Source organism: Longispora albida DSM 44784, assembly GCF_000379825.1.
Lineage (GTDB): Bacteria > Actinomycetota > Actinomycetes > Mycobacteriales > Micromonosporaceae > Longispora > Longispora albida.
In genome coordinates this window covers 327356-341933 of record NZ_KB903835.1, presented here as the reverse complement: position 1 = coordinate 341933, position 14578 = coordinate 327356, and the positions used below count along the sequence as shown (strand labels likewise).

At 70.5% G+C, this 14578-nt stretch carries 13 protein-coding genes and 1 tRNA gene; 6 read left to right on the top strand and 8 right to left on the bottom strand.

Going from position 1 to position 14578, the window contains the following annotated elements; translation table 11 throughout:
• Position 1: 1 nt before the first annotated feature.
• From A3G1_RS0124920 to sp36, 5 genes are all read right to left on the bottom strand, one after another.
• Positions 2 to 3454 carry an AAA family ATPase gene (locus tag A3G1_RS0124920; RefSeq protein WP_018352221.1) on the bottom strand — a complete coding sequence of 1151 codons (3453 nt, stop codon included), beginning with the start codon at positions 3452 to 3454 and terminating at the stop codon, positions 2 to 4.
• Positions 3451 to 4185 carry an MBL fold metallo-hydrolase gene (locus tag A3G1_RS0124915; RefSeq protein ID WP_018352220.1) on the bottom strand — a complete coding sequence of 245 codons (735 nt, stop codon included), beginning with the start codon at positions 4183 to 4185 and terminating at the stop codon, positions 3451 to 3453. Before A3G1_RS0124915 ends, A3G1_RS0124920 begins: the two co-directional genes overlap by 4 nt.
• 150 nt (positions 4186 to 4335) lie before the next feature.
• Positions 4336 to 4872 carry a hypothetical protein gene (locus tag A3G1_RS0124910; RefSeq protein WP_018352219.1) on the bottom strand — a complete coding sequence of 179 codons (537 nt, stop codon included), beginning with the start codon at positions 4870 to 4872 and terminating at the stop codon, positions 4336 to 4338.
• Positions 4873 to 4964: 92 nt separating this feature from the next.
• The gene (locus tag A3G1_RS0124905; protein ID WP_018352218.1) at positions 4965 to 5423 is read right to left on the bottom strand and encodes a RidA family protein; all 459 of its coding nucleotides are present in this window, start codon (positions 5421 to 5423) and stop codon (positions 4965 to 4967) included.
• Positions 5420 to 5584, bottom strand: a complete 165-nt coding sequence (sp36, locus tag A3G1_RS40165; protein WP_018352217.1) for a Sp36 family protein — start codon at positions 5582 to 5584, stop codon at positions 5420 to 5422. Before sp36 ends, A3G1_RS0124905 begins: the two co-directional genes overlap by 4 nt.
• A gap of 53 nt (positions 5585 to 5637) precedes the next feature.
• Between sp36 and A3G1_RS0124895 the strand changes: the two genes are divergently transcribed.
• Genes A3G1_RS0124895 through bagB form a run of 3 tightly spaced genes read left to right on the top strand, consistent with a single transcriptional unit; the run spans position 5638 to position 8125 of the window.
• On the top strand, positions 5638 to 6087 hold the full coding sequence (locus tag A3G1_RS0124895; RefSeq protein WP_018352216.1) for a hypothetical protein: 450 nt from the start codon (positions 5638 to 5640) through the stop codon (positions 6085 to 6087).
• Positions 6084 to 7037, top strand: coding sequence for an ATPase BagA (gene bagA, locus A3G1_RS0124890; RefSeq protein ID WP_018352215.1), 954 nt, complete (start codon positions 6084 to 6086; stop codon positions 7035 to 7037). Before A3G1_RS0124895 ends, bagA begins: the two co-directional genes overlap by 4 nt.
• A complete protein-coding gene (gene bagB / locus A3G1_RS0124885) occupies positions 7034 to 8125 on the top strand; it encodes an ArsA family ATPase (RefSeq protein WP_018352214.1) in 1092 nt (363 codons plus the stop codon). Before bagA ends, bagB begins: the two co-directional genes overlap by 4 nt.
• 9 nt (positions 8126 to 8134) lie before the next feature.
• Here bagB and A3G1_RS0124880 read toward each other — a convergent pair whose 3' ends face one another.
• Complete coding sequence (locus tag A3G1_RS0124880; protein WP_026212485.1) at positions 8135 to 8425, bottom strand: WhiB family transcriptional regulator; 291 nt, start codon at positions 8423 to 8425, stop codon at positions 8135 to 8137.
• A 373-nt stretch (positions 8426 to 8798) separates the two neighbouring features.
• Here A3G1_RS0124880 and A3G1_RS36740 point away from each other — a divergent pair, with 373 nt between their 5' ends.
• Positions 8799 to 11324, top strand: a complete 2526-nt coding sequence (locus A3G1_RS36740) for a penicillin-binding protein (protein ID WP_018352212.1) — start codon at positions 8799 to 8801, stop codon at positions 11322 to 11324.
• Between the two features lie 69 nt (positions 11325 to 11393).
• On the opposite strand, the gene A3G1_RS0124870 is transcribed toward A3G1_RS36740, so the two are convergent.
• Positions 11394 to 11846: a GatB/YqeY domain-containing protein gene (locus tag A3G1_RS0124870; protein WP_018352211.1), complete on the bottom strand. Its 453-nt coding sequence runs from the start codon at positions 11844 to 11846 to the stop codon at positions 11394 to 11396.
• Between the two features lie 24 nt (positions 11847 to 11870).
• Here A3G1_RS0124870 and A3G1_RS0124865 point away from each other — a divergent pair, with 24 nt between their 5' ends.
• Entirely contained in the window at positions 11871 to 12770 is a 900-nt protein-coding gene (locus tag A3G1_RS0124865) for a metallophosphoesterase (RefSeq protein WP_018352210.1), read from the top strand.
• Between the two features lie 53 nt (positions 12771 to 12823).
• Positions 12824 to 12900, top strand: a tRNA-Pro gene (locus A3G1_RS0124860).
• A gap of 106 nt (positions 12901 to 13006) precedes the next feature.
• On the opposite strand, the gene A3G1_RS0124855 is transcribed toward A3G1_RS0124860, so the two are convergent.
• Positions 13007 to 14521 carry a LacI family DNA-binding transcriptional regulator gene (locus A3G1_RS0124855; protein WP_018352209.1) on the bottom strand — a complete coding sequence of 505 codons (1515 nt, stop codon included), beginning with the start codon at positions 14519 to 14521 and terminating at the stop codon, positions 13007 to 13009.
• Positions 14522 to 14578 lie beyond the last annotated feature (57 nt).

Here is a 14578-nt window from a genome sequence, read left to right as displayed (position 1 = left end):
GCTACCCGGCGAGCCGGGCCATCAGCTCGTCGCAGGCTGCCCGCTCGGCGAGCTGCTGCGTGGAGTACGCGAGGCCGACGGCGGCTGCCGCAGCCTCGCGGGCTCCGGCCAGGTCACCGGTCGCGGCCAGGGCGCTGGCCAGTGCCCGGTGCGCGACGATCCGGGTCCGCAGCTCCTCCGCCGGGGCCTCGACGGCCAGCCTGGCCTGGTACACCGCCTCCTCGGCCTGGCCGGACTCCAGGAGGGCCTGCGAGTAGTAGGCGACGGCCTGTGTCCTCGGCAGCAGCAGCGACGGGCAGGCCGGGCAGGCCGTCACCTCTTCGAGCAGCTCCAGCGCGCGTGCGCTGTCGCCCTGGGCCCGCCGCGCTTCGGCGAGCAGCACGAGCGGCCCGACCCGGGCCGCGTCCTGCGCCTCGTAGCTGGACACGATCTCCAGCGTCCCGATCGCTTCCTTCTCGGCGCTGCCCGCGTCGCCCTGCTCCAGCCGGACGTAGCCCCGGATGGTCCTGGCCATGCCGATCAGCAGCGGGTGCCCGGCCCGGGTGGCGTAGCCCTCGGCGTCGTTCAGCAGGTCGATGGCGTGCGCCTGCTCGGCGAACCCCCTGGCCACCACGCCCCGCACGATCAGCGCGAGCGCCCGGCCCCAGTCGTCGTCCGTCGTGGCGAAGTCCCGGTACGCCCGGCGGGCCTCCCGGTCGGCCTCCGCCAGCTCGCCCAGCTCGGCGGCCGCGAAGGCCTCGACGCTGCGCAGCGTGCCGACGGCCCAGTGCTCGCCGACCCGCTCACCGAACGGCAGGAACGCCGTGGCGAGCCGCCGCGCCTCGGCCAGCTTGCCTTCCAGCAGCCGCGCGAAGGCCGTCGTACCGCGAATCCACGCCCGCCCGATCGGATCGTCCAGCTCGGCGAAGAGCCGGGCGGCCTTGTTCAGCACGGTGTCAGCTGCCTCGAAGTCGCCGCGCGTCGTCGTGACCCAGCCCAGGTGCTGCAACGCCCACGCCTGGTTACGCCGGTCGCCAGCGTCCACGGAGACCCGGTGCGCCGCCTCGAACCGGCCGGCGGCCTCGGTGAGCCGGCCGGCCAGGTAGTCGGCCATGCCCAGCCGGAGCAGCGCCTCGGCGCGCTGGGTCGGGATCGCGGCTTCCTCCGCTCCGGCCAGCGCAGCCGTCCACAGTGCCGTGGCCTGGTCGGGATCGCCGAGTACGCGGTGCGCCCGCCCCGCCAGCAGCTGCGCCTGCACCCTGACCAGCGGGTCGGGGTCGGCCAGTACCGGGGTGACGTGCGCGAGCGCGTCGTGCGGCCGGGCGAGCTGCAACAGTGCCCGGGCGTAGGTCACCTGGTCCGAAGTGGACAGTTCTCCGCCGGCGAGCTGGGCTGCCCGCTCCGCGTACTTGGCGGCCTGCGTCGGGTCGCCACCGGACACGGCGCGCCTGGCGAGGCGGCCCAGCGCGGCCACGCCCAGCCCGATCACGCTGATCTGGTCGTCGTCCTCGCGCAGGGCCATCGCCTCGCCGTAGTGGACGGCCTGCTCGGCGTGCTCGGCCACGAACAGGTCGGCGTCGGTGCCCGGCGTCATGCTCAGCGCCCAGCGGGCCAGCTTGCCGTGCTTCTCCGCCCGGTCGGCGAGCCCGACGCCCGAGTACGCGGCCTGGCGCATCAGCGGCGTCGCGAAGTGGTACCCGAAGCGCTGCCTGCGCAGCATCCGCCGCGTCAGCAGCTCCTCGCCGTACTGGTCGATCTGCCCGCCCTGGAGCATCTCCAGGGCGCCGAGCGGCACGGAGTCGCCGACCACCGCCGCGTCCCGCAGCACCGACCGCGCCTCCGGCGGCAGCGCGTCGATACGCGCGGCGAGGACGGCTGCGAGGTCGCGGCTCAGCAGGCCGCCGGCCAGCGAGCCCGGCTTCAGGCTCCACTGCCCGCCACCGCCGCCGTCGGTGAGCAGGCCACGCTCCTTGAGCAGCGTGATCAGCTCCGCGAGGTAGAAGGCGTTGCCCTGGGCCGTCATCAGCAGCTTGTCCTCGTCGGCCTGGCCGATCCGCCCGCCACCCAGGTACGCGGAGAGCAGCCGGGAGGCGTCAGAGCCGCGCAGCGGGGACAGCGCGTGCACCTCTGCGTCGGAGATCCGGTTGAGCACACCGGCCGTGCGGACCAGCTCCGGCCTGCCGAGCAGCAGCACGAGGACCGGGCCGGTCAGCCGGGACAGCATCGCGCCCAGCGCGTCAAGGCTCTGCGGCGTCGCGTCTTGCGCGTCGTCCACCTCGACCATCAGCGGCGTCTCGGCGGCCAGGCCGGACAGCAGGGCCGCGACGGCCGCCGGTACGGCTTCCTCCTCGGCGGTCTGCGTCGCGAGCCGCTCGGCGTGCGGGTGGGGCAGCTCGCCGAAGCCGAGCAGCGCGAGCAGCAGGTCCGTCTGGACCTTCGGCTGGCCGATCCGGCTCAGGCGGTCCGAGAGCCTGCGCAGGCGTTCCTCGATCACGCCGCGGGTGACGGCGGTGTGCGCGGCGCCGTCGTCGGGGCTGAGGCCGAGCGCCACGCGGACCAGGTCAGCGAGCGGGGCGAGCCTGCGCCGTTCGCCGTAGGCCACGCAGCGCACAGACAGCGTCCGGGCGCCGCGCTTCTCCGCCTTACGGGCCGCCTCGGCCGCGAACCGGCTCTTGCCCAGCCCGGCCTCGGCCGTGACCACCAGGAACCGGGGCTCGGCCCGGTCGATGACCTCGGCGAGACGGTTCGTCACGCGGCCCAGGTCGGTCTCCCGGCCGAGGAACGGCGCCTCGTCGCCGAAACCGAGCCGGTCGCGCTCCATCGGGGTGTCGAGCTGGCCGAGCAGCTCGTACGCCTCGACCGGTTCACGCTTGCCCTTGAGCTTGAGCGGGCGCAGCTGCCGCCACGCCGCGATGCGCCTGCTGTCCGTCGCGGTCCGCTCGCCGGCATAGGCCGTGCCGATCGCCGCGGCGTCGGCCAGTCGCGCTGCCGTGTTCACCGTGTCACCGATCACTGTGTACTCGACGCCAGCCTGCACCCCGGCCACCACCTCGCCGGTGTTCAGCCCGAGCCGCAGGCCCATCGGCACGCCGCCGCCCTGCTCGTCGTCGAGCACCCGCCGGACGGCCCGCTGCATGGCCAGCGCGGCCCGCACGGCCCGCTCGGTGTCGTCCTCGTGCGCGACCGGCGCGCCGAAGACAGCCATGATGCCGTCACCGGTCAGCTTGTCGACATGCCCGCCGAAGGTCTTCACCGCGCCGGCCAGCGCGGCGAGCACCCGGTCGGTGACCGCGCCGACCCGCTCCGGGTCCAGGTCCTCCGACCAGGCGGTGAAGTCCGAGAGGTCTCCGAAGAGGACGGTCACGGTCCGCCGCTCCGTGGCCGGCAGGATCTCCGCCGACGGCAGCCGCGTACCGCAGTTGTGGCAGAACCGCGCCCCGGGGACGGTGATCGTCCCGCACACCGGGCAGGTCACGAGCGCTCGCTGTTCAGGTAGTCGAGCTGGGCCTGGACCGTCAGTTCGGCAGCCCACCAGAGCGCCGGATCGGTGTCCCGGTACACCACCTTGACGACGTCGGCGGCGCTGGCAGCACCCTCCAGCACAGCCGACCTGACCTGCTCCAGCCGGGCGAGCCGGTGCTCGCGGTAGTGGCTGGCGGCCTGCCGGACGCTCGCGAGCGCCGGGCCGTGGCCGGGCAGGGCCGGGATGTCGCCGAGGGCCGCGAGCCGGTCGAGGCTGCCCAGGTACGCGGCGAGGTTGCCGTCGGGGTGGGCCACGATCGTGCTGCCCTGGCCGAGGATGGTGTCGCCGGTCAGCACCGCCTCGTCGTTCACCACGAGGCTGACCGAGTCGGAGGTGTGCCCAGGGGTACGCAGCACGCGGATGCTCAGCCCGGCGGCCTCGATCAGCTCGGGCAGCGGCTGGCCGTGCTCCCGGTCGGCGGCCAGCACCGGGGCCCCGGTCAGCTCGGCCAGGCGGGGCGCGCCCTCGACGTGGTCGTGGTGACCGTGGGTGACGATGATCAGCTCGGCGGACGTGAGCTGTGCGAGGTGCTCGTCGTCCGGCGGCCCCGGGTCCACGACGACCGACCCGCCGAGCACCCAGGTGTTCGTCCCGGTCAACGTCATCGGGCCGGGGTTGGGCGCACGGTACAGCGTGGCCCAGCCCGGCAGCGCATCCAGCAGCGCGCCAGCGGACCCAGACATACGCCCCCCACCACTCATGCCACGAGGATACTGCCGACTTGGGGTGGTGCCGACCCGCTGAGGGCGACGATGCGCGCGTTGCGGGGTTTCGCCTCGCCGCCCTCAGCGGGCCACCTCAGGTCAGATCAAGGACACAAGCAAAGGTCAGGATCAGGTCCAGTACCAGCCGACCAGCAGGAACCAGATCGGGACGGCCGCCCACACCAGCATCCCCGGCACCCCGCCGATCACGAGCAGTACGGTCCGCAGGCGGGAGCCAGCCCGGGTGGTGAGGGCGAGGCCGGCGACGGCCGCGCTGGCGAGGGCCGCGACGCCGCAGGACAGACCCAGGGTGGCCACCCAGGACGGCAGGCCGGCCCGGGGCTGCCGGTTGACGAGGATCAGCCAGACGGACAGCACCAGGAACGCGCCGAGCATGAACGGCACCTGCCGCTCGAACGAGATGAGGCCGAAGACGAGCAGCGGCCCGCCGACCGTGAGGACGGCCAGCGCCGCGAGCGCGATCGGGGTCTCCACCCGGCCGCCCAGCGTGAGCGCGACCGGGATCATGAGCAGGGTGGACAGCGAGCCGGTGAGGTCGTTCAGCGCACCGAGCCAGTTGCGGTGGAAGAGGTAGAAGGCCGCGAGGAGGAGGTTCGCGAGGGTGCCGGTGATCCCGGCTGCGTACGCGAACCAGGCAGACCCCATCTGTGAATCCTACAAATTCAGGCAAAGTTCGCGGGCCAACACCCGCAAAACGGCCCGGATCGCAGCGATCCGGGCCGGGAAAAGCGAGGAAACTAGCGGACCTCGACGATCACGTCGACCTCGACCGGGGCGCCGAGCGGCAGCTCCGCGACGCCGACCGCGGCACGCGCGTGCCGGCCAGCCTCGCCGAACACCGCGCCGAACAGCTCAGACGCGCCGTTGATCACGGCAGGCTGGCCGGTGAAGCCCTCGGCGGAGGCCACGAAGCCGCCGACCTTCACGATCCGGACGACCTCGTTCAGGTTGATGACCGAGTCGACGGCGGCCAGGGCGTTCAGCGCGCAGATCGCGGCGAGCTCCTTGGCGCGCTCCGGGCTCACGTCCGAGCCGACCTTGCCGGTCTCGGCCAGCGCGCCCTCGACCATCGGGAGCTGGCCCGACACGTAGACGTGGTTGCCGGACCGGATGGCCGGCACGTAGGCGGCCACGGGCGGGACGACGCTCGGCAGCTTGTAGCCGAGTTCGACGATCTTGGCGTACGGGTCGCTCATGATTTCTCCACCGGCCGCTTGAGGTAGGCGACGAGCTGCTCCGGGCCGCTCGGGCCGGGGATCACGCTCACGAGTTCCCACCCGTCCTGGCCCCAGTTGTCGAGGATCTGCTTGGTCGCGTGCACCAAAAGCGGCACAGTCGCGTACTCCCACTTCTGCATGGTCCGAAAACTAGCACTACGCTGGGTCGGGGCGTCACCACGCGGAGGGGTACATGCGTTCTCGCAGCGGACTGATCGCCGGCATCGCGTCCGGCGTGCTCCTCCTGCTCTGTGCCGGCGGGGGTGCCGGCGCGTTCGTGCTGGTGTCGACGCTGGAGGGTCACGGGGCGGAGAGCGCGCGCGGAGCTGTCGACGGGTTCCTTGGCGGCGTGTTCGTCGACCAGGACACGGACAAGGCAGCCGGGCTGCTGTGCCCGGAGCTGGACCCGGCCATCGTGGACCGGGGGATCAACGAGGCGAACAGCCTGCTGAAGAAGCACCCGGCTGCGGCGTTCGAGTGGACGGCTGCCGAGAAGTCCAAGGAGCGCACCGAGGTGGTGTTCACGACGAGCCTCACCCTGGCCGGGAACGACGGGCAGACGTACAGCTCACAGAAGCTGGAGATCACCACAGTGTCCAACGGCGGCTGGCGGGTGTGCGGCCTCAAGCGGCTGCCCTCATGACCGGCATGACCGGCAACCAGCCCCGGCTGCACATCGTCACGGGCAAGGGCGGTACCGGCAAGACCACCGTCGCCGCGGCTCTCGCCCTCGCGCTGGCCGGCGCCGGGAAGCGGGTGCTGCTGGTGGAGGTGGAGGGGCGCCAGGGGATCGCGCAGCTGTTCGACACGGCTCCCCTGCCGTACACGGAAAGAAAGATCGCCACGGGCCCCGACGGCGGTGAGGTGCGGGCGCTCGCTGTCGACGTCGAGGAAGCCCTGCTGGAATATCTGGACATGTTCTACCGGCTGGGGCGGGCAGGACGCGCGCTGCAGAAGTTCGGCGCGTTCGACTTCGCGACGACCATCGCGCCCGGCCTGCGGGACATCCTGCTCACCGGCAAGATCAAGGAAGCGACGACCCGCACGGAGGGCGGCAAGCGGGTCTACGACGCCGTCGTCGTCGACGCGCCGCCGACCGGCCGGATCGGGCGGTTCCTGAACGTGACAGCCGAGGCGGCCAAGCTGGCCAAGGTCGGGCCGATCAAGACGCAGAGCGAGGGTGTGGCCGCAGTGCTGCGCTCGCCGCTGGCCGCGATCCACGTCGTGACCCTGCTGGAGGAGATGCCCGTCCAGGAGGCCAGGGACGCGATCGCCGAGCTGGAGGCACTGGACATGCCGATCGGTTCCGTGATCGTCAACGCGACCCGGGACGAGGCACTGGCCGGGGTCAAGCTCACCCAGGCCGAGCTGAAACGAGGGCTGGCCGCCGCTGGCCTCCCTGCCGACAAGGCCACGATCACTGGCCTGCTGGAAGAGGCCAAACTCCATCTCGTACGCGTGGCGATGGAGGCCGGGCTGCGCGAGGACCTCCAGAAGCTCGACCAGCCGCTGATCGAGCTGCCACTGCTGCCCGACGGCGTGGACCTGTCCGGGCTGTACGAGCTGGCCGCCATCCTCCGGGAGAAGCTGTGACCTCGGCACTCGACATCGACGCGCTGCTCGGCGACCCGAAGACCCGGATCGTGGTCTGCTGCGGGGCCGGCGGCGTCGGCAAGACCACCACGGCTGCGGCGCTGGCCCTGCGCGCGGCGGAGAAGCACGGCAGGCGCGCCGTCGTGCTGACCATCGACCCGGCCCGCCGCCTGGCCCAGTCGATGGGACTGTCCGAACTGGACAACACCCCGCGCAAGGTGGAGGGCGCCGACGGCGAGCTCTACGCCATGATGCTCGACATGAAGCGGACCTTCGACGAGGTCGTGCTCGCGCACACCGACCCGAAACGGGCGAAGGAGATCTTCGCCAACCCGTTCTACCAGGCCATGAGCTCGACCTTCGCCGGTACGCAGGAGTACATGGCGATGGAGAAGCTCGGCCAGCTCCGCGCGACCGACGAGTGGGACCTGATCGTCGTCGACACCCCTCCGTCGCGTTCGGCGCTGGACTTCCTCGACGCGCCGCAGCGGCTGGCCCGCTTCCTCGACGGCCGGATGCTGCGCATGCTGCTCGCCCCGGCCCGCGCCGGGGGCAGAAGCGTGTTCACGCTGGTCACGGCCTCGTTCGGCGTGGTGACGAAGGCGTTCACGAAGATTCTCGGCGGCCAGCTGCTCACCGACGTGTCCGGCTTCGTGACCGCGCTGGACTCGATGTTCGGCGGGTTCCGTGAGCGCGCCGAGCAGACCTACAGGGTGCTCCAGGCGCGGGAGACGTCGTTCCTGGTCGTGGCGGCGCCCGAGCCGGACGCGATCCGGGAGGCCGCGTACTTCGCCGGCCGCCTCGCCGAGGACAAGATGCCGCTCGCCGGGCTGGTGCTCAACCGGATGCACCGGCTGGCCGTGCCGGACCTGTCGGTCGAGCGGGCGCTGGCCGGCGCCGAGACCGTGGCCGGCAGCGTCACGGCCGGGGTACTGCGGGTCCACGCCGACCTGAGCCGCCGGGTGGCGCGGGAGCGGCGGATCGCCGAGCAGTTCCTCGCCGCCCGCCCCGGGGTACCGGTGTTCGAGGTGCCAGCTCAGCCGGAGGACGTCCACGATCTCGACGGCCTCCGGCGAGTGACGTCGTAGTCATCTGCCTCAGCAGATCTTCGCCAGTTCCCGGTCCTTGAGGGCGCTCTCGAACAGCCTCCGCCAGTTCGTCACCTGCGGGTGCCTGCGCAACAGCGCGCGGCGCTCGCGTTCGGTCATGCCGCCCCAGACCCCGAACTCGATCCGGTTGTCCAGCGCGTCAGCCAGGCACTCGTACCGCACCGGGCAGGTACGGCACACCCGCTTCGCCACGTTCTGCTCGGCCCCCTGGACGAACAGTGCGTCGGGATCCCCGGCGCGACAGGCGGCGGAACTCGCCCAATCCACAACAAGACTCATATGCTCTGGTCCCCCCTCGTCTGGTCCCCCCAAGCAGTCCGGTACCCCCTGTCCGGGCTGCTTCAACCATCTGAAGTACTTCGGCCGTACCTACTGACCCCCGAGCTGAACTGCTCACCCCCGAGCTGTCTGTCCCTGCGCGATCATCATGCTCCGTAGTGAGTCGATTACGCAACGTTGTCGAGTAAATCGGACAGTAATTTTCTCCTTACACAGCCGTAACCCCTTGATCGGTCGATGTGCCGGAGCCAGGATGGATTCCGCCAAAGGTGCAACCGGGCAGCGTTGTGACGCGTCTTATCTCTGTTCAGGCCGGCCCTTGCTGGGGTGCCGGCCATATTGGCGCGTCACGTACTCTGAGGCGGTGCACTGGATGCGAGACCGTGATCACAGCCTGCTCTCCAACGCCACCTCTCTGCTGATCTGCGGGGTCCTCGCCGGCGTTGTCGTGGCCGCTGCGGCGTTCCCCGCCGTCGCGGTGTCCGGCCTTGCGGCCAAGTCGGGAGCCGAGGCCTTCGAGAAGCTGCCGAGCGAGCTCAAGGACCCGCCGGCCCCCCAGATCACGTACGTGTACGCGAGCGACGCCAAGACGCAGCTCGCGATGCTCTACGACGAGAACCGGCGGGACGTCCCGATCACCGGCGTCGCCGACGTGATGCAGAAGGCGATCATCGCGGCCGAGGACACCCGGTTCTACGAGCACAAGGGTGTCGACCCCAAGGGTGTGCTCCGTGCCTTCGTCGCGAACAACAACAGCGGCGACGACGGCGAGCAGCAGGGCGCGTCGACGCTGACGATGCAGTACGTCCGGCAGTCGCTCCAGTACAACGCGACCACGCCGCAGGAGGTGCTGGCCGCGACCGTGCAGACCCCGGCGCGCAAGCTCCGCGAGATCCGGTACGCGATGGCGCTGGAGAAGAAGCTCACCAAGCAGCAGATCCTCGAGCGCTACCTGAACATCTCCTACTTCGGCCACGGCGCCTACGGCATCCACGCCGCGGCCCAGGTCTACTTCGGCAAGACGCCGGACAAGCTGACTCTCGCCGAGGCCTCGCTGATCGCCGGCCTGGTGAAGTCGCCGAGCGAGTCGGATCCCTCCACCAAGGAGGGCCGGAAGATCGCGTTCGAGCGGCGCACGTACGTCCTCGACCAGATGGTGAAGCAGAAGTTCGTCACGCAGGCCCAGGCCGACGAGGCGAACAAGGACGTCAAGAAGATCGAGCCCAGCGAGCCGCGCGGTGGCTGCGTCAACACCAAGCCGAACGACGCCGGCTTCTTCTGCGACTACCTGATCACCTGGTGGAAGGAACAGCCAGCCTTCGGGACCAGCCCCGGCGAGCGCGAGGACCGGCTCAAGCGCGGCGGCTACACCATCACCACCTCGCTGGACCTCGGCCTCCAGAAGGCCGCAGTGGACGGTCTCGCCGCCCAGATCAAGAACACCAACTCGTTCGCGATCCCGATGGCGGCGATCGAGCCGGGTACCGGGCGGGTCAAGGCGATGGCCGTCAACCGGACGTACAGCCTCGACCAGACCGGCAACGGCGCGAGCACCAACCCCGACCGCAAGGGCCAGAAGGGTACCTACCCGAACACCACCAACAAGCTGATCAGCGGCGGTGGCGACATCACCGGGTACCAGGCTGGCTCGACGTTCAAGATCTTCCCGCTGGCCGCCGCGCTCGACGCCGGGTATCCGCTGGCGTACACGATCAACGCGAAGAGCCCGTACGAGTCGGGCTACTGGATCGACCGCAGCAGCAAGGCGTCCTGTGGTGCCGTCTCCTCTGACGGCAACTCCCGGCACTACTGCCCGGTCAACGCCAACCCCGGCTGGATGAACGGCAACCGGACGATGTGGAACGGTTTCGGCCGCTCGGTCAACACGTTCTTCATCCCGCTTCAGGAGAAGGTCGGCGCCGACCGCGCGGTCAAGATGGCCCAGGACCTGGGGATCAAGTTCCGCACCGAGGGCGACCAGAACCTGGCCAAGCCGGAGCACGCGAAGAACTGGGGCGCCTTCAGCCTCGGCGTCAGCGACACCACCCCGCTGGACCTGGCCAACGCCTACGCCACCCTCGCGGCCGGCGGGCTGCGCTGCGAGCCCACCCCGGTGCTGGAGATCAAGGACCTGGGCGGCAACAAGCTCGACACCGCCAACCCGCGCTGCACCCAGGCGATCAAGCCCGAGGTGGCCAACGCCGCCATCGACGCCGCCCGGTGCCCGCTGGGCGACCAGTCGTACTTCAAGAAGTGCGACGGCGGCACCGCGCAGGAGGTCAAGCAGAAGCTGAACCGGCCGGTGGCAGGCAAGACCGGTACGTCGGACAACACCAGTGCCTCGCTGGTCGCCACGACCCCGCAGCTCTCGCTGGCCGCGATCGCCGCCGACCCGGACACGCACAACCGCAGCGCCACCGAGATGCACGAGGAGGTCAACGCCGCGTCCATCGCCGCGCTGACCGCCTACCACAGCGACAAACCCGTCAAGGATTTCGTACCCCCGACGCAGCTCATGGCCTACGGCGACCAGAAGCCGGTCCCGTCGGTGACCTGCAAGACGGTCGGCGAGGCTGTCGGCATCCTTCAGCGGGCCGGGTTCGCGGCAGAGGTCGGCGGCTCGGCGTCCGCCTCGGCCTGCCCGGCGGGCACGGTCGCTGAGACCTCGCCGACCGGCCAGGCTCCGAAGGGCTCGACGATCACCCTGGTCCTGAGCGCAGGCCCCGCTGCCACCCCGCCAGCCACGCCGACCCAGAACGGCGGCGGCCCAGGTGGCGGTAACGGCAACGGAAACGGAAACGGCCGAGGCGGCACCGGAGGCGGCGGTACCGGTGGCGGAGGCGGTGGTGGCGGCATCGGCGGGATCGGGCTGCCGTGGCCGTGGGGCAACGACCGCTAGCCAGTACGCGTGAGAAGGGCCGGGAGGATGATCCTCCCGGCCCTTCCGTTCACTGTGAGCGGGTCTTGCTCAGCCCAGCTGGCGGCGTACCTCAGCTGCGACCCTGCCGCCCTCCGCGCGACCGGCGACGGCAGCCTGAGCGGCCTTCATGGCCTGCCCCAGCGCCTTCGGCCCCTCGAAGCTCCCGGCGGCCAGCGCCTCGGCGACGATCCCGGCGAGTTCGTCGTCGGTGAGCGGCACCGGCAGGTACACGGTCAGGATCTGCTCCTCGGCCAGCTCCCGCTCCGCCAGCTCCGGCCGGTTGCCCTCGGTGAAGGCGAGCGCTGACTCCCTGCGCTTCTTCGCCTCCTTCGCGACCACGGCCAGCACCTCGTCGTCGGACAGCTCACGGGCGGTCTTGCCTGCCACCTCGGCGTTCCTGATCGCGGTCAGGGTCATGCGCAGGGTGCCCGTACGCAGCTCGTCGCGCTCCTTCATCGCGGAACGCATGTCGGTTTCCAGCCGGTCCTTGAGAGTCGCCATACCGGGAAAACTACGCTAGGCGTCATGCGGACACGCACTGTATTTCGTCTGGCGGGCGCGATCGGCCTCGCCGGCGCCGCCTGCGTCGCCTATGGCACCTTCGTCGAGCGCGTGCGGTACACGCTGCGCCGGGTGGACGTGCCGGTCCTGGCAGCCGACGCCGAGCCACTCCGGGTCCTGCAGGTCACCGACCTGCACATGACGCCCGGCCAGCGCGGCAAGCAGGACTGGGTGGCCTCACTCGCGGCCCTCGACCCTGACCTGGTCCTGCTGACCGGCGACAACATGGCCCATCCCGAGTCGCTGCCCGGCGTGCTGCGGGCGATCGAGCCACTGCTCGACTTCCCCGGCGCGTTCGTCTTCGGCTCCAACGACTACCGCGGCCCGGTCCCGAAGAACCCGTTCATGTACTTCAACCCGAACCGGGTCTACAAACAGGGCGCCGACCTCCCGGCCGAGGAGCTGCGGGCGGCGCTCACCTCGGCGGGCTGGGCCGACCTCAACAACGCCAAGGCCACGCTGAAGGCAGGCGGCAAGCAGATCGCGTTCGCCGGCGTGGACGACCCGCACATCCACCTCGACGACTACGACGCCGTCGCAGGCCCCGCCGACCCGGAAGCCGACGTCCGGATCGCCGTCACCCACTCCCCGGAGCCCCGGGTACTCGACCGGATGGCCGCCGACGGCTACGACCTGATGATGGCCGGGCACACACACGGCGGCCAGGTCTGCCTGCCGGGGGTCGGCGCGCTCGTCACCAACTGCGACCTGCCGCGCTCGATGGCCAAGGGCCTGCACTGGTACGCGGCCGGCGAGCACGCCGCCTGGCTGCACGTGTCGGCCGGGCTGGGCACGAATCCTTATACGCCCTTCCGGTTCGCCTGCCCGCCGGAGGCCACGATCCTGACCCTCGTCCCCAGGTAGTAACCCGATTGGCCTAGCCCCTGGGGGCTGCGCTACTATTTCCCGGCACGCTTCGGGGTATGGCGCAGTTTGGTAGCGCGCTACGTTCGGGACGTAGAGGCCGTCGGTTCAAATCCGGCTACCCCGACCAAGATAAGTGCAGGTCAGGGCCGGTTCTCCTTCACGGGGAACCGGCCCTGATTCGTTTCAAGATCTGTTCTGGGAGAATCCTGGGAGAGGATCTTGAAAACCGGCCGTCAGAAGCCGGGAATCTTCCCGCGCAGCAGCCGGTCAAGTGCACCCACCGGAGAGCCCGGGCTCAGCGACCGGCGCTCGGCCAGCGCGGCGTGCCACAGTCCAGTCAAGCCGGTCATGAGCCCTTCTCTCATCTCGGCAGTGATGTGCGAGTAGCGAGCCTGCACCGAACCGTCCAGGTGCCCCATCCGCTCGTCCTTGAGCTGAGCGGGGATACCGAGACCGTCCATGAGCGTCTTGTGAGTGTGCCGGAGGCCGTGCGGCGTCAGCCTGGGAGCAACCGGCAGCCAGCAGGCATCAGCACGCAGGGCCGCGCCCCGCCCCCTCGCAGGCACTCCGGGCCAGGGCTCACCCAGGACCGGCACCGGTCGCGGCTGGCCCTGCGACGGATACTGGCCCGTGGCCGCCGGGTGAAATAGCCAGCTCGCAAAGCCAGACCGCCGCCAGTGCGCCGCCAGCTCTCCCGCCCGCGCGCTGCGCACGTAGCCAAGATCCGAGATGGCCGACTGCACCTTGGCCCGCGTGACTTCCGGGACCGTGTCCGGCCGGTTCAGCACGTTGGACACCGTGCCCGTGGACACCCCCGCCCGCCGGGCCACGTCCACAATCTTGGCCCCCGGCTGGCTGGCCGCCCCGTTGGCGGGCCGGTGGCCCCTGAACACGTACGTGCGCCCGTGGCAGGCGCACGGCTGGGGCGCGGCGTGCGCGATGTGGTCAGCCAGGAGCTTGCCGTGCCACTCCGGCAGGTCGACGGTCCGCATGGAATCGTCCTTGGGCGGGCAGCGGTGCAGTTCCCCCGTGTCCAGCTCGTAAAGCTGCCACTCCACCCGCAGCTCCCGCGCCCGGACATACTCCTTCTCCAGGCCGACCAGCTCACCCCACCGCATGCCGGTAAACCCCTTGGTCACGATGGCCACAAACTCATCATCACGGCCCGACAGCAGGGCGGCCCGTTCAGCGATCAGGACAATCCCCAGAGCGCTGGTCACAGCCTTTTCTGGCCCACGACGGCTTGAGCGGCCAGCACGCCTGCCGCGACCCCGCCGTTTGGTCACCGGGTTAGCAGTGATCAGCTTGTCATGGAGCGCGTCCGACAGGATCAGGTGCAGTGTTGCCCGCCAGGTCTTAATGGTGGATTCCGCGTAGCCCAGCGCCCGCTCGGCCTTCTCCCACGCGTCGATATCGGAACGTTTGATGTCAGCCAGCGCCCGGCCACCGAACGCCGGGAGCAGGTGCGTCTCAATATTGCGCCGGTAGGTCTGCATGGTCGATACGGCGAGATCCTGACCTGCGTACCACTCGTTGACGTACGAGCTGAACTTTTCCTGGCCCAGAGCAGGGTCACGCCAGGTGCGCTTGCGGACCTTGGCCTCTTCTTCCTCTGCTGCCTGCTCGGCCTCTCGCTTGGTACGAAAGCGGATCGTCGCGCCCGCCTCGTCTTTGACCGTGCCGTAATTCCCCGCTTCAATCTTGTACCGGCCACGCCAGTAACCCGTGCGGTTCTCTGCGTACGCCATGCGGCGTCACCACCTCTCCAGACGAAGGAAAGCCGCCCGGCAAAAGGCCGGGCGGCT